This is a genomic window from Halomonas sp. SS10-MC5 (assembly GCF_015992245.1).
GTDB classification, from domain to species: domain Bacteria; phylum Pseudomonadota; class Gammaproteobacteria; order Pseudomonadales; family Halomonadaceae; genus Halomonas; species Halomonas sulfidoxydans.
In genome coordinates this window covers 829,554-848,761 of record NZ_CP065435.1, presented here as the reverse complement: position 1 = coordinate 848,761, position 19,208 = coordinate 829,554, and the positions used below count along the sequence as shown (strand labels likewise).

At 64.8% G+C, this 19,208-nt stretch carries 24 protein-coding genes; 9 read left to right on the top strand and 15 right to left on the bottom strand.

The window, feature by feature from the left end; translation table 11 throughout:
* Positions 1-23: 23 nt before the first annotated feature.
* Complete coding sequence (locus I4484_RS04015; protein WP_197449735.1) at positions 24-890, bottom strand: LysR family transcriptional regulator; 867 nt, start codon at positions 888-890, stop codon at positions 24-26.
* Between the two features lie 61 nt (positions 891-951).
* Between I4484_RS04015 and I4484_RS04010 the strand changes: the two genes are divergently transcribed.
* From I4484_RS04010 to I4484_RS04000, 3 genes are all read left to right on the top strand, one after another.
* The gene (locus I4484_RS04010) at positions 952-1,137 is read left to right on the top strand and encodes a hypothetical protein (protein ID WP_197449734.1); all 186 of its coding nucleotides are present in this window, start codon (positions 952-954) and stop codon (positions 1,135-1,137) included.
* A gap of 13 nt (positions 1,138-1,150) precedes the next feature.
* Positions 1,151-1,819, top strand: coding sequence for an FMN-dependent NADH-azoreductase (locus I4484_RS04005; RefSeq protein WP_197449733.1), 669 nt, complete (start codon positions 1,151-1,153; stop codon positions 1,817-1,819).
* 102 nt (positions 1,820-1,921) lie between these two features.
* Positions 1,922-2,233, top strand: coding sequence for a cupin (locus I4484_RS04000; protein WP_197449732.1), 312 nt, complete (start codon positions 1,922-1,924; stop codon positions 2,231-2,233).
* On the opposite strand, the gene I4484_RS03995 is transcribed toward I4484_RS04000, so the two are convergent.
* Positions 2,230-2,871 carry a nitroreductase family protein gene (locus I4484_RS03995; protein ID WP_197449731.1) on the bottom strand — a complete coding sequence of 214 codons (642 nt, stop codon included), beginning with the start codon at positions 2,869-2,871 and terminating at the stop codon, positions 2,230-2,232. The genes I4484_RS04000 and I4484_RS03995 overlap by 4 nt on opposite strands.
* Before the next feature lie 15 nt (positions 2,872-2,886).
* Positions 2,887-3,825: a DMT family transporter gene (locus I4484_RS03990; protein WP_197449730.1), complete on the bottom strand. Its 939-nt coding sequence runs from the start codon at positions 3,823-3,825 to the stop codon at positions 2,887-2,889.
* Between the two features lie 70 nt (positions 3,826-3,895).
* On the opposite strand from I4484_RS03990, the gene I4484_RS03985 reads away from it, so the two are divergent.
* A complete protein-coding gene (locus I4484_RS03985) occupies positions 3,896-4,387 on the top strand; it encodes a MarR family winged helix-turn-helix transcriptional regulator (RefSeq protein ID WP_197449729.1) in 492 nt (163 codons plus the stop codon).
* A 17-nt stretch (positions 4,388-4,404) separates the two neighbouring features.
* Here I4484_RS03985 and ogt read toward each other — a convergent pair whose 3' ends face one another.
* A complete protein-coding gene (gene ogt, locus I4484_RS03980; protein ID WP_197449728.1) occupies positions 4,405-4,932 on the bottom strand; it encodes a methylated-DNA--[protein]-cysteine S-methyltransferase in 528 nt (175 codons plus the stop codon).
* Positions 4,916-5,830 carry a DNA-3-methyladenine glycosylase gene (locus I4484_RS03975; RefSeq protein ID WP_197449727.1) on the bottom strand — a complete coding sequence of 305 codons (915 nt, stop codon included), beginning with the start codon at positions 5,828-5,830 and terminating at the stop codon, positions 4,916-4,918. Before I4484_RS03975 ends, ogt begins: the two co-directional genes overlap by 17 nt.
* 215 nt (positions 5,831-6,045) lie before the next feature.
* On the opposite strand from I4484_RS03975, the gene I4484_RS03970 reads away from it, so the two are divergent.
* Genes I4484_RS03970 through I4484_RS03960 form a run of 3 tightly spaced genes read left to right on the top strand, consistent with a single transcriptional unit; the run spans position 6,046 to position 7,877 of the window.
* A complete protein-coding gene (locus I4484_RS03970; RefSeq protein ID WP_197449726.1) occupies positions 6,046-6,510 on the top strand; it encodes a GNAT family N-acetyltransferase in 465 nt (154 codons plus the stop codon).
* Positions 6,511-6,522: 12 nt separating this feature from the next.
* Positions 6,523-7,134, top strand: coding sequence for an FMN-binding negative transcriptional regulator (locus I4484_RS03965; protein ID WP_197449725.1), 612 nt, complete (start codon positions 6,523-6,525; stop codon positions 7,132-7,134).
* Positions 7,131-7,877: a GNAT family N-acetyltransferase gene (locus I4484_RS03960; RefSeq protein ID WP_234283602.1), complete on the top strand. Its 747-nt coding sequence runs from the start codon at positions 7,131-7,133 to the stop codon at positions 7,875-7,877. The genes I4484_RS03965 and I4484_RS03960 overlap by 4 nt, the downstream gene beginning before the upstream one ends.
* 4 nt (positions 7,878-7,881) lie before the next feature.
* On the opposite strand, the gene I4484_RS03955 is transcribed toward I4484_RS03960, so the two are convergent.
* From I4484_RS03955 to I4484_RS03940, 4 genes are read right to left on the bottom strand one after another with little or no spacing between them, the layout of a single operon-like run.
* Positions 7,882-9,417, bottom strand: a complete 1,536-nt coding sequence (locus I4484_RS03955) for a PLP-dependent aminotransferase family protein (RefSeq protein WP_197449724.1) — start codon at positions 9,415-9,417, stop codon at positions 7,882-7,884.
* Positions 9,401-10,408: a sensor domain-containing diguanylate cyclase gene (locus tag I4484_RS03950; RefSeq protein WP_197449723.1), complete on the bottom strand. Its 1,008-nt coding sequence runs from the start codon at positions 10,406-10,408 to the stop codon at positions 9,401-9,403. The genes I4484_RS03955 and I4484_RS03950 overlap by 17 nt, the downstream gene beginning before the upstream one ends.
* A gap of 59 nt (positions 10,409-10,467) precedes the next feature.
* Positions 10,468-10,974, bottom strand: coding sequence for an SRPBCC family protein (locus I4484_RS03945; RefSeq protein ID WP_197449722.1), 507 nt, complete (start codon positions 10,972-10,974; stop codon positions 10,468-10,470).
* A gap of 17 nt (positions 10,975-10,991) precedes the next feature.
* Positions 10,992-11,615 carry a hypothetical protein gene (locus tag I4484_RS03940; RefSeq protein ID WP_197449721.1) on the bottom strand — a complete coding sequence of 208 codons (624 nt, stop codon included), beginning with the start codon at positions 11,613-11,615 and terminating at the stop codon, positions 10,992-10,994.
* A 115-nt stretch (positions 11,616-11,730) separates the two neighbouring features.
* On the opposite strand from I4484_RS03940, the gene nfo reads away from it, so the two are divergent.
* Complete coding sequence (gene nfo, locus I4484_RS03935) at positions 11,731-12,579, top strand: deoxyribonuclease IV (protein WP_197449720.1); 849 nt, start codon at positions 11,731-11,733, stop codon at positions 12,577-12,579.
* Positions 12,580-12,661: 82 nt separating this feature from the next.
* Here the strand turns inward: nfo and I4484_RS03930 are convergent, their stop codons facing one another.
* The 6 genes from I4484_RS03930 to I4484_RS03905 all read right to left on the bottom strand — a co-directional run bounded on the left by I4484_RS03930 (position 12,662) and on the right by I4484_RS03905 (position 18,528).
* Positions 12,662-13,210 carry an NADPH-dependent FMN reductase gene (locus tag I4484_RS03930; RefSeq protein ID WP_197449719.1) on the bottom strand — a complete coding sequence of 183 codons (549 nt, stop codon included), beginning with the start codon at positions 13,208-13,210 and terminating at the stop codon, positions 12,662-12,664.
* 99 nt (positions 13,211-13,309) lie between these two features.
* The gene (locus tag I4484_RS03925; protein ID WP_197449718.1) at positions 13,310-13,909 is read right to left on the bottom strand and encodes a response regulator transcription factor; all 600 of its coding nucleotides are present in this window, start codon (positions 13,907-13,909) and stop codon (positions 13,310-13,312) included.
* Positions 13,842-15,260, bottom strand: a complete 1,419-nt coding sequence (locus tag I4484_RS03920; RefSeq protein ID WP_217626097.1) for a cache domain-containing protein — start codon at positions 15,258-15,260, stop codon at positions 13,842-13,844. Before I4484_RS03920 ends, I4484_RS03925 begins: the two co-directional genes overlap by 68 nt.
* A gap of 183 nt (positions 15,261-15,443) precedes the next feature.
* Positions 15,444-16,769: a TRAP transporter large permease subunit gene (locus I4484_RS03915; RefSeq protein WP_197449716.1), complete on the bottom strand. Its 1,326-nt coding sequence runs from the start codon at positions 16,767-16,769 to the stop codon at positions 15,444-15,446.
* A gap of 3 nt (positions 16,770-16,772) precedes the next feature.
* On the bottom strand, positions 16,773-17,297 hold the full coding sequence (locus I4484_RS03910) for a TRAP transporter small permease subunit (protein ID WP_197449715.1): 525 nt from the start codon (positions 17,295-17,297) through the stop codon (positions 16,773-16,775).
* Between the two features lie 121 nt (positions 17,298-17,418).
* Positions 17,419-18,528, bottom strand: a complete 1,110-nt coding sequence (locus I4484_RS03905; RefSeq protein ID WP_197449714.1) for a TRAP transporter substrate-binding protein — start codon at positions 18,526-18,528, stop codon at positions 17,419-17,421.
* Between the two features lie 520 nt (positions 18,529-19,048).
* Between I4484_RS03905 and I4484_RS03900 the strand changes: the two genes are divergently transcribed.
* The gene (locus tag I4484_RS03900; protein ID WP_162623035.1) at positions 19,049-19,207 is read left to right on the top strand and encodes a hypothetical protein; all 159 of its coding nucleotides are present in this window, start codon (positions 19,049-19,051) and stop codon (positions 19,205-19,207) included.
* The last annotated feature ends 1 nt before the right edge of the window (position 19,208 follow it).

Genomic DNA, 19,208 nt, shown 5'->3' with positions numbered 1-19,208 from the left:
TGTTTTTTGTCAGGCCTGCGGTGCTAGACCGGCTCCGCGATGGGCGCGGGGCAGAGATGCTCGTCGATGCGCTCCGCCAAGGCAGCCAGGACACTCTGATCGCCCGAAGGGTTGGTCATCAGCATGAACTCGGCCTCGGGCAGCGGTGGCAGGCCGTGCTCTTCCGCCAGGGCGACCAGCCCCGGTCCGAGCTGACTCTCCGGCATCGGTGCCAGCGCGAAGCCACCCTCGACCGCCGCGCGCAGGCTGGCTCCGCTGGTGCAGAGCATGGCCATGCGCTGGGGGACACCGGCCAACGCCAGCTGGGTCAGGGCAGCTTCGCGATAGGGGCAGGCCTCCGGAAACAGGGCCAGAGGGAGTGGCGAAGGCAAGCGCACGGGGCAGCGCTCGGCCCAGGCCCAGACCAGCGGCTCATGCCACAGCAGCCGGCCTGGCTCGTGGGAGCCGCACTGAGCGCCCAGCACCATGTCCACATCGCCGCGTTTCATGGCCACGATCATGTCGCCGGGAATGCCGACTCTCACGCCGAGTTCGACCTGCGGATTGTCTTCCATGAACTCCCTGAGTGCTCGCATCAGCGGGGCGCTGACGCAGTCCTCCGCGACCCCAAGGCGCACGTTGCCCTGATAGGTGGAACGGGAAAGCTGGGTCATGGCATCACGATTGAGCGCCAGGATGGCCCTGGCATAGGCGGCCAGGCATTCGCCATCGGGAGTGACTTCGAAGGCACGCGTCGTACGCCGAAGCAATGGCTTGCCGACCTGGGCCTCCAGACGACGCAGATGCCCGCTGATGGCCGGCTGGGTCAGGTGCAGGCGGTTGGCGGCGCGAGTGAAGCTGCCTTCATCGATGACGGCAACGAAACTCCTCAGGAGAAGCAAATCGAGCATGTGCATATCTTTCCATGATAAATATGGCTTTCATTTTTTATGTATCATCAGGCGGCGTGTCATGACACGCCGCCTGATGATTGCCTCGCCCTCTTCAAGCTGCCTCAAGCCGCTCTTTCGCCCCCTCATCCAGAGTAGCAGAGTTAAGAAAAAAGTATCATCTTGGTTCATTATAAATACCATCACACTATTTGATTTATTTTTTCCTTTCGGAGGTGCTGGCATAAAGAAGACAACAACCAAGTGAGGTTATTTGTATCATGACAATTCTCCTGCACGTTTCATCTTCACCCCGCAAGCAGCGCTCTGCATCGCTGGAAGTCGCGAGGAGCTTCATATCTCACTACCGGGATTATTCTCCCCAGGTCCAGGTGAAACATCTCGACCCCTGGGAGATGGACCTACCCGAATTCGATGACAGCGCCATGACAGCAAAGTACGCCGGACTAGCCGGCACACCGCTGACGCCAGCTCAGCAACAGGCCTGGGACCGTCTGCGTCAGCTCGCTTCCCACCTGCACGAGGCCGACCTTCTGCTGTTCTCGATGCCGCTGTGGAATTTCGGCGTACCCTATAAACTCAAGCACTTCATTGATCTGGTATCGCAGAAGGATATTCTGTTTTCCTTCGACCCCGAGTTTGGATTCAGCGGCCTGCTCACTGGCAAGAAAGCCATCGTGGTTTATGCCAGGGGGCTGAGCTACGCCAACGATTCGTTTACGCCATCGCAAGAATACGACTACCAAAAAGTATACTTCGAGATGTGGCTGAAATTTGTCGGCATTACCGATATCGAGTCGGTGATCGTGGAGAAGACTCTCTTTGGCAGCGAAGTCGATGGCGAAGCGCGACGACACGCCTGCCTGCAGGCGGAGCAACTCGCAGAAAGCCTGGCGCTCTCCCAGCGGGCGGCTCGAATCCCATCCTGAACGCCGGCAACGTCAAGGATGGCAAAACGACCGATTCGCCGAGCATAATGGCTTCGGGGGTTCGCCCGGAAAACCATATCGTAGCGCGAGGGACACAGCCTCATGGAAATCACCCGCAGCCGGGACTTCACCGCCGAGCGCGCCTGGGGCGCCAAGGACATCGCCAGCATGAACGGCATCACCACCCGCCTGCACTGGACCGACCGGCCCTACCGCTGGCACGTCAACGACGGTGAGGAGGTCTTCGTGGTGCTCGATGGCCAGGTGGAGATGCGCTATCGCAGCGGGGGCGTCGAGCATTCCCGACTGCTGGAGGTGGGCGACATCTTCTTCGCCTCGGTAGGCACCGAACATGTCGCCTGCCCGCTGGGAGAAGCCCGGGTGCTGGTGGTCGAGAAGGAGGGCAGCGTCTAGGCCCCGTCCCATACCAGCACGAAGCGCTCCCTGGGCCAGCGCACCTTGGCCTGCCCGGCCAGGCGATCTTGCGCCGTGTCGCGATAGCCCAGCGCCAGCAGCACCACGCTACGCAGGCCCTGCTGCTCGAGGCCCAGCAGGGCGTCCAGGGCGGGCGGGTCGAACCCTTCCATCGGTGAGGCGTCGATCCGTTCCGCTGCCGCGGCGGTCAAGGCCGTGCCCAGGGCGATATAGGCCTGTCGGGCCGCCCACTGGTGACGTGCCTCAGGGGTGGCAAAGCCGGCAACGGCAGCATGGAGCGATTGCCGGTACCCTTCCAACTCCTCCGGGTCGATACCGCGGGCCGCGGCGGTCAATGCCACCAGTTCATCCACGTGCCGGCCGTCCACTTCGGCCCAGGCGGCGAAGATCAACAGGTGGGAGCATTCGCTGACCTGGGGCTGGTCGCACGCAGCATGTCGAATCCGCTCGCGCAGCGTCGGGTCTTCCACCACCAGCACACTGTAGGGCTGTAGACCGTAGGACGACGGCGCCAAGCTCGCTGCCTCGAGAATGGTATCGAGAGTGCGCCGGGGCACCTGCCTTCCGTCCATGCGCTTGGCGGCGTAGCGCCAGTGCAGGGCTTCCATGAGTGACATGGGATTCTCCTGTGGTCAGGCTTCCGCCGTGGCAGCCGGAGTCGTGTCACGGCGCGCAGCGCCGCGGTGGAAAAGAGCCGCACCGAGGATCACCAGCCCCCCCGCCAGGCCCAGGTAGGGCGGCACCGCCTCGCCCAACAGCGAGACGGCGATCAGCGTGCCGACCAGGGCCGCCACCATGCCGATCTGGCTGAGGTACACGGGGCCGGCAATTTTCTGCAGCACGAAGTAGAAGACGTAGAGCACGGTGAAAACGGCAACCTCGGCAAGTAGCAGGCTGAGCACCCCTGTCGAGCCGACCAGTTGACCGAACTGCTGCGCCTCGAACGCCAGCACGAAGGGGGCTAGCGCCAGGGCGCCCCCCAGCAGCATCAACGCAGCGAGGTAGATCGGCCCCGCCTCGTCGGGCCAGCGCAGGGTGCGATAGATGTTGCCCAGCGCGATGATCAGCGGAATCGTCAGCACCAAAGCCACCCAGCCCTGGGCCCCCTGCATGCCACCCGCCTTGGCCCACGCCAGCAACACCCCGCCCGCCAGCCCCAGCAGCACGCCGGAAAGCCGCAGCGCTCTGATGCGCTCCATGCCGAGCCCCACCGCCAGCACCCAGGTGACGAGGATCGGGAAGGCAAAGCTGAGCGAGACGAATCCCGCCCCCACGTGGCGCACCGCCAGAAAGCCCAGCGCATTGGGCAGCGCGAAAAGGGCGCCCGAGACCAAGGCGTACTCGACGATGCGGCGGTCGAGCTTCATCGGCTGGCGCCGCAGGGCAGCCAGTGCCAGGAGCAGTGCGCCGGCAACGAAAACGGCCGCCATGAGAAAGCTCAGGCGTGGAGCACCGGCACCGTCGGCGAGCTTGGCCACGGCCAGCGACAGGGCCAGCAGGCTGCCGACCAGCAGCAGGCAACCCAGGGCGTACCAGCCGGTGCGGTTGCGTGGCTTGGTTGAGTTGGTCATGATCGGCTCCTGTTCAGCGCGGGAAAAGATTCTCGACACAAAGTATCTTGATGGAAAGATAAATGCGCCTATGAATCGTGTCAAGCAAGCCATTGCCCAATGGCAACGGGAGATGCCCGAGCTCGACCTGCTGCCGATGGAGGTAGTGGGCTATCTGAAGACCACCCAACTGCTCGCCCAGGAGCGACTACAGGCCTTCTTCAAGGAGTACGGCCTGCAATTGGGAGAGTTCGACGTGCTGGCCACGCTGCGCCGTTCGGGAGCCCCCTACCGCCTGGGGCCGACGCAGCTGTTCGAGACACTGATGGTCTCGTCGGGAGGCATGACCAGTCGGCTGGATCGCCTGGAGAAGGCGGGCCTGATCGTGCGCTCGCCGAATCCCGAGGATCGGCGCGGCACGCTGGTATCGCTGACCGAGGAAGGCTTGGCACTAATGAACCGAGTCGTGCCCCGCCACGTGGAGAACGAGGCCAGAATGCTTTCCGCTCTCAGCCGCGAGGAACAGCAGGCATTGGGTGAGCTATTGAGCAAGCTGTTGGAGGGGTTGGTCGATGAGACCTGAGCTGGTGGCACAGGCCGCTACGCGAGTGTAAACAGGTCTCTCTGCAGCTGGCGCCGCTCGTGCACCACCAGCCAGCGCTTGCGCGGCAGCCCGCCGCCATAGCCGGTCAGGGTGCCGTTGGCACCGATCACCCGATGGCACGGCACCACGATGGCCACCGGGTTGGCGCCGTTGGCCAGGCCGACGGCGCGGCTGGCACCAGGCCGCCCTATCCTCGCCGCCAGCTCGCCGTAGCTGATCGTGGTACCGGCCGGAATCCGGCGCAGCGCTTGCCACACCAGGCGCTGGAACTCGGTGCCGCCGGTGGCCACCGGCACCGCATCGAGGTGGGACGGATCGCCGTCGAAGTAGGCCTCCAGCGCCTGACGTATGGCTTCTGGCGCCGAGCCCTCGACGAGCTCGTAGTGGCGATAGTGACGCCCCAGCAGACTATGCAGCCGTTCATCGTGGCTGTCGAATTCCAGCGCGCGCAGTGCGCCTTGGTCATCGCCGACCAGTCGCAGCTCGCCCACGGGGGACGGCAGTCGATCAAGCCAGAGTCGCATTGCGTTTCTCCCGTTGCGGTTTTGCTGCCGTCGTGGTGGCCGCATCGGCTTGCCACAGGTGCATCACGGCATAGGCGCGCCAGGGCCGCCAGGCCTCGGCGCGCGCCAGCAGTTCGCGCGGCGTGGGGCGCCGACCTTGCTGTGCCAGCGCCCGCTGCAGCGCCACGTCTCTCGGCAGGAAGGCGTCACTCTCCTGCAGGCCGCGCATGGCGATGTAGTGCGCCGTCCACTCGCCGATACCTGGCAGGGCGCAAAGGTGGGCCACGGTCTCGTCGAGATCCTGGCGCCGTTCGAACAACCGTGGCTGCTCGCGGTAGGTGTCTGCCAGCCGCACCAGGGCGGTGGCGCGTGCGCCGGGCATGCCGAGCGCCTTGATCTCATCGAAAGTGAACCGCTCGGGCGCAGGGAATAGCCGCTCCAGGCCGACTCCAGCCTGCCCCTCCAAGCGTTCCCCCAGCCGCTCGACCAGCCGGCCGGCCAGCCGCGTGGCCGCATCGACGCTGACCTGCTGACCGAGGATGGCGCGCACGGCGACCTCGAACGAATCCCATCCGCCCGGCACGCGAAGCCCCGGGCGCTGCGCCACCAGTGGCGCCAGCGTGGCGTCGCGACTGAGCTTACGGCCTATCGCCACAGGATCGGCCTCGAGATCGAAGAGCCGCCGCAGTCGTTCACCCACCTCCGGGAGGGCCTCACGCGAAGAGAGCCGGACCGACGCCCGCAGCGCATTCTCTTCAGGCGCGTGGCGCACCGTGACGCGACCTAGCGCTCCGCCCAGACGGAAGATTCGGTGATACCCCTCGCTGTCGATGCGCTCGAGCCCCGGGATCGTCCGCCGGGCCAGGAAGGCCAGCACCGCGTGCCAGTCATAGGGGGGGCGGTAAGACAAGCGCAACATTGACTCGGTCATTCGAGTCGCATCATTGGCGCGGTTGGTTTCGGTCGAGAGGTCCATGGCTCCATTCTAGCCTGGGCGCAGCCATTGTCTGCCGGTTTTCGGACCTGAATGGCAGAAAAAGTGGCTCTCCAAAACACCCTTGAAATGGCTCTTAGCAAGGAACCATCCTCGCTTCACACTGGGTTACCCCCTACCGCCAACGCGAGGTGCCCACCATGCCCGTCCGCCCTGCCACCCTCGACGACCTGGAGCCGCTCAGCGCGCTGCTCGATGGCTACCGCCAATTTTATCGCCAGGAGCCAAATCTCGAAGGCGCCCGGCGCTTCCTGCAGGCACGCCTGTCGCGCGGCGACTCGCATGTCCTGGTGCACGAAGGGCCGCAAGGAGAATTGCAGGGCTTCGTTCAGCTCTATCCCCTGCTCTCCACTGTGCGCCTGGCGCCGTTATGGCTACTCAACGATCTGTTCGTCTCGCCCGAGGCGCGCCGCAGCGGTGTCGGCCGCGCCCTGATGCAGGCCGCCAGGGAACTGGCCGAAAGCCATGGCGTTGCTCACCTCAAGCTCGCCACCGAAATCACCAATCGCACCGCCCAGGCACTCTACGAATCGCTCGGCTGGCAGCGCGACACCACCTTCTACCACTACGGACTGCTGTTCGATTCGCAAGCGAGCCAAGGCTGACCCGGAGGCACCATGTACGCTCCCCCTTCAATGCAGCTCGGGCGCAATCAGGCCTGGGAATTGATCGAGCGCCACGGCTTCGCCGTCCTGGTCGGCGCCGACCTGCAGGCCACCCACCTGCCCCTGTTGCTGGAACGCAGCGAAGGCGAGCAGGGCACGCTCTACGGCCACTTCGCCCGAGCCAACCCGCACTGGCGAACGCTCGATGGCAATCGGGCGCTGGCGATCTTCAGCGGCCCCCATGCCTATGTCTCACCGGCCTGGTACGCCAGTCAGCCAGCCGTGCCCACCTGGAATTACCTGGCCGTACACGCCACGGGTACCCTCGAATTGCTGGGGACAGAGGCCACGCGTGAACTGCTCGATCGCAGCCTGGCGCACTTTGAGCCCGCCCTGCTCGATTCGTTGTCCCGTGAGCCAGGCTACCTGGAGAAGATGCAGACCGGCGTGGTCGGCTTTCGCCTGCCCATCGAGACGCTGGTGGGCAAGGCCAAGCTAGGCCGTCAGCGCTCTGAGGCTGACCAGGCCGGCGTCGAGGCAGCCCTGGCCGAGAGCCGCGACCCGCAGGCACGCCAGTTGTGGCGTTACATGCAACAACTGGCCAATGAGGAGAGCATGTCATGACCCTGGCCGACGTGAGCCACAACATGAGCCACAACGACTTTGGCCAACCGGTCGGCGCCGCCCTGCCCGACTGGCAGCCGGCACGCCGGCCGGATCGAATACCGCTGCTGGGCCGCAGGGTTCGCCTCGAGCCGCTCGCGGCCGAACGCCATGCCGATGCGCTGCACGCCGCCTTCATGATGCCGGGCGAGGGCTTGCACGATGGCCCGGCGGCACGCTGGACCTACTCCGGCGGCATGCCGTTCGCCGATGCCGAGCAGTACCGCGCCTGGCTGAAGGCACGGTCGGAAAGCAACGACCCGCTGTTCTACGCCATCGTCACGGTGGCTGACGAGCGGGCACTGGGGCTGGCCAGTTACCTCAATATCGTGCCGGAGCACGGCAGCATCGAGGTCGGCCACATCCACTTCACCCCAGCGCTGCGGCGCACGCCGGCAGCCACCGAAGCCATGCTGCTGCTGATGCGCCACGCCTTCGCGCTGGGCTACCGGCGCTATGAGTGGAAGTGCGATGCGTTCAACGCCGCCTCGCGGCGTGCCGCCGAGCGGCTGGGCTTTCGCTTCGAGGGAGTGTTCCGTCAGCACCGAGTGGAGAATGGACACAGTCGCGACACCGCCTGGTTTTCGCTGCTGGACGGCGAGTGGCCTTCCGTCGAGACACGCCTGGAACGCTGGCTTGCGCCGGAAAACTTCGATGGAGAGGGCAGACAGATAAGCTCACTGTCGACGCAGACGTGCCGCTGAACGACTAGGCGTCTGCCAATTCACACCACGCCTGAGCCAGCCAGTGGCCTGCCCTTTCGATCTCGGCTTCGACGCTGCCGGCATAGCCCAGTACCAGGCCGGGGTGGCCGGGGGCGTTGAGATAGTAACTCGACAATGGGGACAGCAAGATCCTCTGCCCCGCAGCCCGCTCCATCAGGATGCGTTCGTGCTCGGGCTCGTCGAGCCAGGCGACCAGGTGCATGCCGGCCTGCCCGTCGGATAGCCGCAGGCCACGGGCCACCGCCGGCGCCAGCGCCTTGCGCAGCAGCGCCTGACGCCGGCGGTAGCAGTCACGCATGCGGCGGATATGGTGCGAGAAATGGCCGCGGACAATGAACTCCGCCACGGCGGCCTGCACGGCGTACTGGCCTTCGCGATGAAGCCGGGCATTGGCACGGCGAAAGGGCCCCACCAGCGCCTCGGGCAGCACCAGGTAGCCCAGCCGCAGGCCGGGGTACATGACCTTGCTGAAGGTGCCCACGTAGATCACCCGCGAGTCATCCACCAACCCCTGCAGGGCGGCAACGGGCCGCTGCCCGTAGCGGAACTCGCTGTCGTAGTCGTCTTCCACGATCCAGGCGCCGTATCGTTCGGCGACTTCGAGCAGCGCCAGCCGCCTGGCCAGGCTCATGGTTGCGCCACTGGGATACTGATGCGAAGGCGTGACGTAGATCAGTCGCGGGTCACGGGAGCCGGGCAGCCCCTCGATGCACATGCCCTCGCCATCCACCGGCACCGGCGTCATGGCGAGCCCGGCCGCCATGAAGCAGGCCTGGGCACCGTGATAGCCTGGTTCCTCGATCCACACCTCGTCGCCGCTGTCGCTCAGCAGCCGCACGATCAGCTCGAAGCCCTGCTGGGCGCCCTGCACGATGAGGATCTGTTCGGGGCGGCAGCGCACCGAGCGGGCGAGCGACAGGTAGTCGGCCAGCGCCTCGCGCAGTGCCGGCACCCCCCCCTGGGCCTGGTAGTCGAGCCAGTCCAACGGCATGCGCCGCTGGTGATGCCGCAGCAGCCGCTGCCACTCGGCATGGGGGAAGCGATCCAGCGCGGGCACGCCGGGAACGAAGGCGGAATAGCGCCCCTCTCGGGAGTGGCAGAAGGCGAGCAGTGCCGTGCCGCGTGAAGAGAGCCGCGGGGGACCAGCGCGCGAGGAAGACGCTGGAGTGGCACCGTTCGTCGCGGCCGTCTGCACGTGATGGAACGGCAGGTCGGCAACGAAGGTGCCCGCGCCATGGCGGGTGGCAAGAAACCCCTCGGCCAGCAGCTGATCGAAGGCGGCCAGCAGCGTGTTGCGCCCCAGACCCAGCTCGCGGGCCAGCTGCCGGGTCGAAGGCAGCCGCTGGCCGCTGGTCAGCCGACCCGCCTGGATCCACTCGCGCAGGGTGTGATAGAGACGGCTGGACAAGGGTTGGCTCGACGGCTCCCCCAGCGCCAGGCCCAGCGCATCGGCCAGCCAGTCGGCGCGTTCCAGGCGGGGCCTTGCTCGTGGCGCCGCGCCCTCAGCGACCCGGTTCATCCGCCACGACCCGATTGCGCCCGGCTCGCTTGCCTTTGTAAAGGTTATGGTCAGCGCGATGAAGGATAGCTTCCACCGTCTCCTCGGCGCCTTGGAAAGCCGACACACCACAGGTAATCGACGCGCCGAAGCGGTGGCCCTGCTCCGACTCGAACTCCTGCTTCTCTACCAGTTGGCGCACCTTCTCCGCCACGCCCACGGCTTCCTCGAGGCTGGTTTCGGGCAGAAGAAGCGCAAACTCCTCCCCGCCGAGACGCGCCGGGATATCGTTCGTACGCAGCTTTTCGCGCAGCAACTTGCCCACGCTCACCAGCGCCTGGTCGCCGGCGGGGTGGCCATGCGTATCGTTGATGCGCTTGAAGTGGTCGAAGTCGAACAGCACCACCGAGGTGGGCCTGCCGTAACGACGGTAGCGGGCCAGTTCCTGAACCAACCGCTGCATGAAGTAGCGGCGGTTGAACAGCGCCGTGAGTTCATCGGTGCGCGACAGCTGGCGCAGGCGCAGCTCGAGCTTCTTCTGTTCGGTGATATCGCGCACGGTGCCGATCAGGATCTGGTCATCACCCTCGGGAGCGTAATCGGCGAGTTCGTGGACCCAGCGAATCTCACCGTCGGGCCGCACGATGCGATGCACGACGTCGTGCTGCCCCTGCTCCTGAGCGCGGAGCATGCTCGCCTCGACGCTTTCCAGGTCCTCGGGATGCACCATGGCCTTGAACGCACGGATGCTGGGGGTGAAGGTGTCGGGATCGACGCCGAAGATGTCGTAGATCACCTCCGACCAGAACAGTTCGTTGGCCTTGAGGCTGGCCCGCCAGTAGCCCAGCCGGGCGATATGCTGGATGCGCTGCAGAGTACGCTTCAGGTTCGCGATCTCCTCGCGAGCCTCTTCGAGCTCGCGGCGGACCTCGGCACAGGGATCGACGGGAAAGCAGCCATGCGCCTCCCCGGATAGCCGCTCATGATCGATTCTGCCCTGCGAGCCCTTCATGGCATCTCTGCGACACTTTCGAGACAAGTTGGATGCAGCATACCGCTACTCTCGTGTCTCTACCAACGCTCTCTCGACGCTAACCGCCCACTCTTGCATCTGGATGGAGCAAGACTTGCCAAATACCGCGCCAGCCCCGCTTGGCCATCGCGCATCATGGCGTGATGGTTCCAGACCACCAGAGGGCGCGCCATGCAGGACAGCAAGCCCAGGCGGGTCGGTACCGTGCGAACCTGCCAGAGATAGCGAACCCGAGTGCCCGCCTTCTCGCCGTGCAGCTGCCAGCGGCCGAAACCGGTCACGTCGCCACTGGCTTCACCCTCGATCAGGCTGGGTTCGCATACTTGCGTAATGCGAATGTCGAAGCGCAGGTAGTACCCCAGCCGGCTCTTCCAGACAAAGTGCTGGATACGCCCGATGCCCTGCTCGTTGCCGGCCTCGAGTTGGCGAGCTTCCACTAGCCCGGGCCACCAGTCGGGCCAGTGCAGCGGGTCGGCCAGGGCATCGAACACGGCCTCGACCGGGGCATCGAGGGCCCAGGTGGTGTCGAACGCGAATTTCGCCATGATTGCACAGCCGGGGTCTAGGGCGCGAAGTGATCGGGCGGGAAGGTCGGCTCGAGTTCGACATCCTCCAGGTGCACGCTCTCGAGGCGCTCGCCCCGCCGGTCGTAGCTGATCACGCGGCGTGGGAACAGCGTCTCGCCATCCAGCCACAGATCGTAGCGCGCCACCTCGTGCACGGCCCGGCCGGGCTCGGCCTCCACCACCACGTGCTGCACCGGGTGCCCCTCGAGTTCCGTCGGCCCGAGCAGGCGTGCACTGCCGTGCTGCTGCAATCGCTGAACGTTGCGCAGCAGCGTGCCGACGTCCGACTGATCCACGCGATGCCCGCGCGAGCTGCGCACCATGCGGTTGGTGGGACGCAGCGAGAGCCCCGGGCGCCTGCCGGGCGAACCGAAGGGCCAGAGCTGGACCTTGCCCGTATCGGGGCGGTAGATCAGCACCGCCCCGCGATAGGGCGTCTCCATGTCCATGCGCACATAGCCGGGCCGCTGGTAGCTGTAGCGAATGACCTCCTCGCCGCCGCTGCCCTGGCTGCGCAACGTCAGGCGATACCCCGCCAGCGCCTCGATGCGCGCCAGCGCCGCGGCGATCGGATCCTCCTCGATGGGGGCGCTCAATGCCACCAGCATGAGCATCAGCATACGGTTCTCCTCGGCCTCATGCCCTTGAGATTAGCAGGGCCCAGGCATCTGCGAGGCGGCACACGGATTGGCCGCGCATGCTATCGTTGTGGCACGCCAACCATGGAGAGGCCAGATGAAATACCTCGGAGCCCATGTCAGCGCCGCCGGCGGACCCGACCAGGCCGTCGTGCGTGCCGTCGAGATCGGTGCCGACGCCTTCGCCCTGTTCACCAAGAACCAGCGTCAGTGGCGGGCCAAGCCCCTCGACGAGGCCACCGTCGAGGCCTTTCGCGCCGCCTGCGAGGAGCACGGCTTCGGTCCCGGGCAGATCCTCCCCCATGACAGTTATCTGATCAACCTGGGGCACCCGGACAAGGCGGGGCTCGAGAAGTCGCGGGCCGCCTTCCTCGACGAGATGCAGCGCTGCGAGCAGCTCGGTCTCACCCTGCTCAACTTCCACCCCGGCAGTCATCTCAAGAAAATCAGCGAGAGCGAGTGCCTGACCCGCATCGCCGACTCGATCAACCATGCCCTGGCCGAGACCCGCGGCGTCGTCGCGGTGATCGAGAACACCGCCGGCCAGGGCACCAACCTGGGCTGGCGCTTCGAGCACCTGGCCGACATCATCGAACAGGTCGACGACAAGTCGCGGGTCGGCGTATGCATCGACACCTGCCACGCCTTCGCCGCCGGCTACGACCTGCGCACGCCCGAGGCCTGCACGGCCACCCTCGACGAGTTCGGCAAGGTGGTGGGCTTCGAGTATCTGCGCGGCATGCACCTCAACGACGCCAAGAGCGAATACGCCAGCCGCGTCGACCGCCACCACAGCCTGGGGCAGGGCAACATTGGCCTCGATGCCTTCACCACCATCATGCGCGACCCGCGTATCGACGAGATCCCGCTGGTGCTGGAAACCATCGAGCCCGAGATCTGGGCCGAGGAAATCGCCTGGCTACGCGCCCAGGTGACAGACGGCTGAGGTGCTGCCCCCCGGCTAGGTGGGCTCCCGGCCGGCTGCCACGGCGCGCTCGCGCATGGCGCGCCGGCTCTCCTCGCGCCGCTCAATCCAGCATGACTGCCTGGGCATAGTCGCGTTCCGCCCGGCCCTGACGCAGGGTCTCGGCCCACCAGGCGAGCCGCGCCAGTACGGTCTGCATGCCGCGCTCATAACGCTGGGCCTGCAACGGCTGCCCCTGCTCGTCGAACTGCTCCCAGGCGTTGGGAAACATCACGCCATCGCGAATGCCCACCGCATGCAGCTCGGCGAAGACATGGCGCAGGTGCTCCACCGCACGCAGCCCTCCCGAAGCGCCGCCGTAGGAAACGAAGGCCACGGGCTTGGCCTGCCACTCCGCCTTGTAGGCGTCGATCAGCGCCTTGAGCGCGGCGGGGTAGGAGTGGTTGTATTCCGGCGTGACCACGACGAAGGCATCCGCTTCGTCGAGACGCTCGGCGAACGCTGAAGCAGGCTCGGCGGCAGGGTCGATCACTACGGGGGCGAACGCCTCACGGCGCTGGATCTGCTTCACGACCCAACGACTCACGGTGTCGCCGAAGCGCCCTTCCCTCACGCTGCCATAGATCACGGCCACCTTGATCGCATCGTTCATTGCTGGTTCTCCTGGCTGGATGAAGATGCGATGAACGATACGACCTCAAGCAAAGTTGAGGTCAAAGACCAACGTATCAATGGTTTCGATAGGGTTTGGCTATTCCAGTTCGATCAGCCCATGGCGCATCGCGTAGCGAAACAGGCCCGCCAGCGAGTTGGTGTTGAGCTTGCGGTAGATATTGCTGCGATGCGACTCCACCGTGCGGGTACTGATGGCCAGCGCCTCACCGATGTCGCGACTGCTCATGCCTTCGAACATCAGCTTGAGGATGTCGGTCTCGCGCTGGGTCAGCCTTCCCTCCTTCTCCTCGAGCAGCACCCGGGAAACGCTGGAACCGAAGTGGCTGCGCCCGCTCGCCACCTCGCGCAGGGCAAACACCATCTGCTCGGCAGAAGCGTCCTTCAGCACATAGCCGGCGGCCCCGCAGGCCACCGCGCGCCGGATGTACTCTTCGTTGTCATGCATGGTCAGCACCAGCACGCGGATGTCCGGGCAGGTCTCGCCCAGGATCTTGCACGCTTCGAGGCCGGACAGGCCGGGCATGGTGATGTCGGTGACCACCACGTCCGGCCGCAGCGTCTGGGCGAGTGCCAGCAGCTCCTGGCCTGAATTGGCCACCCCGACCAGATCAACGCCCTGCTGCGCCTCCAACCGGTAGCGCAGCCCCTCCAGCACCAGCGGATGGTCGTCCGCCAAAAGTACGCGTATAGACCTTCCCATCGATTCTCTCTCCGCTCGTCTTGCCGGCAACACGCTGGAACGGCACCTTGAGCCTGATACGCACGCCCTTGCCGGGTGCCGCCTCGATGGTCAGGCGTCCCCCCAGCAGGTCGACCCGATCCTGAATGTTGCGCAGCCCCATGCCGGTGCCATCCTGCTCGCGGCGTTGATCGGGATGCCAGGCGAAGCCTTCGCCATCGTCCGCGATCTCCAGATACACCCAGCCGCGACGCCGCAATACCTTCACCCTGACCAGGCGAACCCCGCCGGCGTGCTTCTCGATGTTGTGCAGGCTCTCCTGCGTGATGCGATACAGCGCCGTTGCCAGCACCGGCTGGCACTCACCACTGTCAATGTTCGACTCGAAATGAAGCTGCAGCGGCTTGCGTTCCACCAGGCCCGAACAGAGACTCTCCAGCGCCGCGACCAATCCCAGATCGTCGAGCACGCTCGGGCGCAGGTCATAGGCCAGCCGGCGGAGGTCCTGGATCCCCGTCTCGAGGATGCGATCGGCCGCGGCCAGGGAAGAGGAGGCATCCAGGTGGTCGCCACGGCCCAGGGCGTCATCGATGCGCTCCAGCTTGAAACGTGCCGACACCAGCAGTTGGTTGATCCCGTCGTGCAGCTCGCGGGAGATCCGCCGCCGCTCCTTCTCCAGGAAGCTGAAGGTCTTCTGGGCCATCCTGACCAGCTTGCGATTGGCCACCCGCGCTTCGCTCAGGTTGACCGCAAGCCCGATCACGGCGATGACCAGCAGGCAGGAGACGGTAAAGAACGCCATCAGCAGGATGGTCTTGCGCGCGTTTCCCACCATGTGCCGCTCCATCTGGCCGACCACCTGCTCGATGTCATCCAGGTAGAGGCCGGTGCCGACCATCCAGCCCCACTCGTCCATGCCGATGGAGTAGCCCAGCTTGAGCAACGACTCGCCGCCTGAAGGCTTGTCCCAGCGGTATTCGGTATAGCCCCCGCCCTCCCGGGCGCGCTGGACGAGACTCTGGATCAGCAGCTTTCCGTCCTCGTCGCGGAAGTTCCACAGATTCTGCCCCACCAGGTGATCCAGCCGTGGATGGACGATGCTCAGGCCGTCGTAGTCATAAACGAAGAAGTAGCCATCGGAGCCATACTCCATCCGATGAAACGCCTCCGCCACGCGGCGTTGCGCCACGTCTCGGGGTAAGGAAGGGTCTTCGTAGATATCTCGGATCGCCGTATAGGCGAGCTCCATGTAGTTCTTCAGTTCCGCCTTCTTGGCTTCTAGCAACCCCTCCTTGAGTATTTCCGACTGCACCCCACTCAAACGCGCACTCTGATGGATGGCAAACACCGTCACACCGGCGATGAGAACCAACAGAGGGAGCAAGGTAAGCAGTGTCAACTTGGTTCTGAAAGTGAACACTGGCGTCTACCTGATGCATTATTATTTTGTGCCCCGAAAGCCCCGCCGACCCCGATACGAACGAGATTTGGCAGGGCCTGATTCAAACTCGAGTACAACTCTCGGGGTGATTTACCATCCTACCACCGCCGGCAACCACAGCACCACGTCGGGGAAGACGATGATCAACGCCAGGGTAAGGATCTGGATCAGCACGAAAGGCACGGCGCCCTTGTAGATATCTGCCGTGGTAATCCCCGGCGGGGCGACCCCCTTCATGAACAGCAGCGACCAGCCGAAGGGCGGCGTCAGGAACGACGTCTGCAGGTTCATGGCGATCAGGATCGCCACCCAGACCATGGACATGTCTCCCTGGCTTGCCAGGAAGGGCAGGAACAGCGGCACGGCGATGTAGGAGATCTGGATCCACTCGAGGAAGAAGCCCAGGAAGAAGATCAGCAGCAGCATGAAGATCAGCGTGCCGTACATGCCGCCCGGCACCCATTCGAACATTGCTTCGATCAGGAACTCCCCGTCCAGCCCGCGGAACGCCAGGGCGAAGACCTGCGAGGCGATCAGCACGAAGAAGATCATGCAGCTGATGCGCAGGGAGGTCTTCACGGTCTCGGAGAGCACCGGCAGCGTCATGCGCCCGGAAACGAGCGTCAGCAGCAGGGCCCCCACGGCCCCCACCGAGGCCGCCTCCGTGGGCGCGGCCACGCCACCGATGATCGAGCCCAGCACGGCGAAGATCAGCAGCAGTGGCGGCACCACGACCTTGAGGAAATCCATGCCCAGCTCCCTCTTGGAGACCGCGGCACGCTCCTGCTCGTCGATGGCAGGCACGTCGGCGGAGAAGAAGAAGGCCAGCAGCAGCAGGTAAGCCAGGTACATGCCGGCCAGCAGCAGGCCGGGCACCAGCGCCGCGGCGAACAGGCTGCCGACGGAAAGGTTCATGATATCGGCCAGCACCAGCAGCACCAGGCTGGGCGGGATGATCTGCCCCAGGGTGCCGGCGGCGCAGATGGTGCCGCACGCCACCGTCTTCTTGTAGCCGCGGCGCACCAGGGTGGGCAGCGCCATCAGCGTCAGGGTGACGATGGCCGCGCCGACGATGCCGGTCGCCGCGCCCAGCAGCACGCCCACGATGATCACCGCCAACGCCATGCCGCCCGGCAGGCCCCCGCACAGGTGGCCGATCACGTCGAGCATGCGCTCGGCGATCTTCGAGCGTTCCAGCATCACGCCCATGAACACGAACAGCGGTATGGCCAGCAGGGTGTAGTTGGCCACGACGCCGTAGATCCGCGACGGCAGCAGCTCGAACAGCCAGCCATCGAAGCCGATGAAGCCGAATACGAAGCCGACGAACGCGACCACGAAGCCCACCGGGATGCCGGTCATCACCAGCACGAAGAAGGCGACGATCATGGCCAGCGCGTAATATTCCAGGGGCATGGGTCAGGCTCTCCCAGCGTAGTGTTGGACGAGGCGCCTGCCGTTCTCCAGCGCCTGGCGAACCGACTCGGTCGCCACGAAGACGAAGCCGACGATCACCAGCGCCTTGGGTATCCAGCGCCAGGGAAGGCCGGACGAGTTGGGCGAGCGCTCACCGCGGAGGAACGCGGTCTCGGCGAAGGGAAGGCTGTAATGGATGATGAGCAGCGCGCACGGCAGCGCCACCAGGAGTGCGGTCATGAGGTTCAGCCACATCGTGCCGACGGGGCTGAAGCGGCTCGACAGGATGTCCACGCGCACGTGATCGTCGAATTTCATGGCGTAGGCGATGCCCATCATCGCCATGACCGACAGCAGGTACCACTCCAGCTCCTGGGCCCATACCGCGCCCAGGCCCAGGGCATAACGACTCAGCATGTTGCCGAAGATCAGGGCAACCATGATGACCATGGCCATGCAGCCGATGAAGCCGGCCAGACCGGTGATGCGCTCGAGCAGCCGCTCGAGCGAAATACAGAAACGCAGCATGCAATCTCCCTCCCCCGGGCTGGCCCCCGGTGGACGTCTGAAGCGAGGTAGAGGTCGCCTTTGCAAGGCGGGTCGGGAAAGCCCCTCGGCTACGAGAACCGGAGCCGAGGGTCGGGCCGGGTCAGATCATGCCCTGGCCGTAACGACTGATGGTGTTGGCGAACACGGCCTCGCTGTTGATCTGCCAGCCGTCGTGCTTCTTCTTGAATTCCCAGAAGCTGTCATTGATCCGCTTGACCAGCGGGTCCTTGTCGGCCTCGGTCGCCAGAATGTCTCGGGTGGCCTCGAACAGGGCCCGGATGACGTCGTCGGGCAGCGTCTCGAAGCGCACCCCGTGGTTGTTGACCAGGTCGTCCAGAGCCTCGCCGTTCTGCGCCTCGAGCCAGGTGTGGGAGGTGACGTTGCAGGCCGCTGCCGCGTTGTGAAGCACGGCCTGCAGGTCGCTGGGCAGGGACTCGTAGGCCTCCTTGTTGACGATGACCTCGGTGGTGGTGGAAGGCTCGTGCCAGCCCGAGGAATAGTAGTGCTTGGCCGCGTTGTGCAGTCCCAGCGCACGATCCAGGTAGGGGCCCACCCACTCCGCGGCATCGATGGCGCCGCGCTCGAGCGCCGAGAAGATTTCGCCGCCGGGCAGCAGGCGGGCATTGGCGCCGATGGCGTTGTAGACGTCCCCGGCCAGCCCCGGCATGCGGATGTTCAGGCCACGGAAATCCGCCACGCTGGTGACCGGCTCGCGGAACCAGCCCACCGGCTGTGCCCCGGTACACCCCACGGCCAGCGGGATCAGGTTGTAGGGCTCGTAGGTTTCCTTCCACAGCTCGTAGCCGCCGCCGTGGGCCAGCCAGGCATTGAAGCCCTGGAAGGTCATGCCGAACGGCACGGTGGTGAAGTACTGGGCGGCAAACGACTCCCCCGCCCAGTAGTAGGAGCAGGCATGGTTCAGCTGCACCTGCTGCCCGCGCGATACCGCATCGAAACCGTCGAAGGCAGGGATGAGTTCACCGGCGCCGTAGACCCGGATGCGGATACGCCCACCGGACATCTCTTCGACCCGCTTGGCGAAATCCGTGGCGGAACCCGGTCCCGATTGAAAGAACGGAAAACCGGAGGGCCAACTGGTGGTCATGCGCCAGTTGAAGGTTTCCTGGGACTTGACGATGCTCGGCGCCATCACGGTACCCACCGCGGCAGCACCTCCGTACTTGAGGAAATTACGCCTGTTGACGCTCATGGAAATACGTTCTCCCGGCGGGCTCGATGACGTTCAAGGAGCGATCGATCCACGCCCTTGTTTATTTTAATAAGTGAAACTTGAGCTGGTCAGCGAACTGACCTGGGGAGAATAAAACGGAGGGAAATAAAATAAATCCGGAGGCTTGCGTAAATTTTCCTGCAGTTATCCCTTAGTTATCCATACGGATATTGCATCCGTAGAATTACGTAAAACCGCCAGGGTATTAGCCAGAAGTATATATTTGGAAATATATTTCACCAAAGCCGTCAAAAAAGCAATAGCGATGCGGCTCCAAGCCAGGGGCCGAACGAAGCGTCGAGCGAGAGGAGGCGCTCGGAGCGCCAGAGCGCAAGGGTTCGGCGACCAACCAGCGAAGCGTTAAAACTTAGTCCACTCCTTCGGGTCAAAGCATTTGTCGGCCGGCGAGAAAACTGCCACCCTCAAGTGACAGGCACGCCTCTCGTAGGGACAGTGAGGTCCCGAGGGTCGCCCCATTCACCCGCAGGAGGACATGCACATGGGTATCATCGAAATGCTGACCGTGAGCGTGGCCGCCGTGGCGCTATTGGCTCTGGCCTACGCTGCGAGCGAGAAGCAGAGGCACCCCATCCGCAAGGAAGTGCGTATCGAGGAGCATGAACGCGATTCTTACCGGAATCGCTCGCGGCACGACTGAA

What these genes read in the sequence shown, in the direction of transcription:
- I4484_RS04015 (WP_197449735.1), bottom strand. Translation starts at nt 890, where the DNA reads ATGCTCGATTTGCTTCTCCTGAGGAGTTTCGTTGCCGTCATCGATGAA.
- I4484_RS04010 (WP_197449734.1), top strand. Translation starts at nt 952, where the DNA reads ATGACACGCCGCCTGATGATTGCCTCGCCCTCTTCAAGCTGCCTCAAG.
- I4484_RS04005 (WP_197449733.1), top strand. Translation starts at nt 1,151, where the DNA reads ATGACAATTCTCCTGCACGTTTCATCTTCACCCCGCAAGCAGCGCTCT.
- I4484_RS04000 (WP_197449732.1), top strand. Translation starts at nt 1,922, where the DNA reads ATGGAAATCACCCGCAGCCGGGACTTCACCGCCGAGCGCGCCTGGGGC.
- I4484_RS03995 (WP_197449731.1), bottom strand. Translation starts at nt 2,871, where the DNA reads ATGTCACTCATGGAAGCCCTGCACTGGCGCTACGCCGCCAAGCGCATG.
- I4484_RS03990 (WP_197449730.1), bottom strand. Translation starts at nt 3,825, where the DNA reads ATGACCAACTCAACCAAGCCACGCAACCGCACCGGCTGGTACGCCCTG.
- I4484_RS03985 (WP_197449729.1), top strand. Translation starts at nt 3,896, where the DNA reads ATGAATCGTGTCAAGCAAGCCATTGCCCAATGGCAACGGGAGATGCCC.
- ogt (WP_197449728.1), bottom strand. Translation starts at nt 4,932, where the DNA reads ATGCGACTCTGGCTTGATCGACTGCCGTCCCCCGTGGGCGAGCTGCGA.
- I4484_RS03975 (WP_197449727.1), bottom strand. Translation starts at nt 5,830, where the DNA reads ATGTTGCGCTTGTCTTACCGCCCCCCCTATGACTGGCACGCGGTGCTG.
- I4484_RS03970 (WP_197449726.1), top strand. Translation starts at nt 6,046, where the DNA reads ATGCCCGTCCGCCCTGCCACCCTCGACGACCTGGAGCCGCTCAGCGCG.
- I4484_RS03965 (WP_197449725.1), top strand. Translation starts at nt 6,523, where the DNA reads ATGTACGCTCCCCCTTCAATGCAGCTCGGGCGCAATCAGGCCTGGGAA.
- I4484_RS03960 (WP_234283602.1), top strand. Translation starts at nt 7,131, where the DNA reads ATGACCCTGGCCGACGTGAGCCACAACATGAGCCACAACGACTTTGGC.
- I4484_RS03955 (WP_197449724.1), bottom strand. Translation starts at nt 9,417, where the DNA reads ATGAACCGGGTCGCTGAGGGCGCGGCGCCACGAGCAAGGCCCCGCCTG.
- I4484_RS03950 (WP_197449723.1), bottom strand. Translation starts at nt 10,408, where the DNA reads ATGAAGGGCTCGCAGGGCAGAATCGATCATGAGCGGCTATCCGGGGAG.
- I4484_RS03945 (WP_197449722.1), bottom strand. Translation starts at nt 10,974, where the DNA reads ATGGCGAAATTCGCGTTCGACACCACCTGGGCCCTCGATGCCCCGGTC.
- I4484_RS03940 (WP_197449721.1), bottom strand. Translation starts at nt 11,615, where the DNA reads ATGCTGATGCTCATGCTGGTGGCATTGAGCGCCCCCATCGAGGAGGAT.
- nfo (WP_197449720.1), top strand. Translation starts at nt 11,731, where the DNA reads ATGAAATACCTCGGAGCCCATGTCAGCGCCGCCGGCGGACCCGACCAG.
- I4484_RS03930 (WP_197449719.1), bottom strand. Translation starts at nt 13,210, where the DNA reads ATGAACGATGCGATCAAGGTGGCCGTGATCTATGGCAGCGTGAGGGAA.
- I4484_RS03915 (WP_197449716.1), bottom strand. Translation starts at nt 16,769, where the DNA reads ATGCCCCTGGAATATTACGCGCTGGCCATGATCGTCGCCTTCTTCGTG.
- I4484_RS03910 (WP_197449715.1), bottom strand. Translation starts at nt 17,297, where the DNA reads ATGCTGCGTTTCTGTATTTCGCTCGAGCGGCTGCTCGAGCGCATCACC.
- I4484_RS03905 (WP_197449714.1), bottom strand. Translation starts at nt 18,528, where the DNA reads ATGAGCGTCAACAGGCGTAATTTCCTCAAGTACGGAGGTGCTGCCGCG.
- I4484_RS03900 (WP_162623035.1), top strand. Translation starts at nt 19,049, where the DNA reads ATGGGTATCATCGAAATGCTGACCGTGAGCGTGGCCGCCGTGGCGCTA.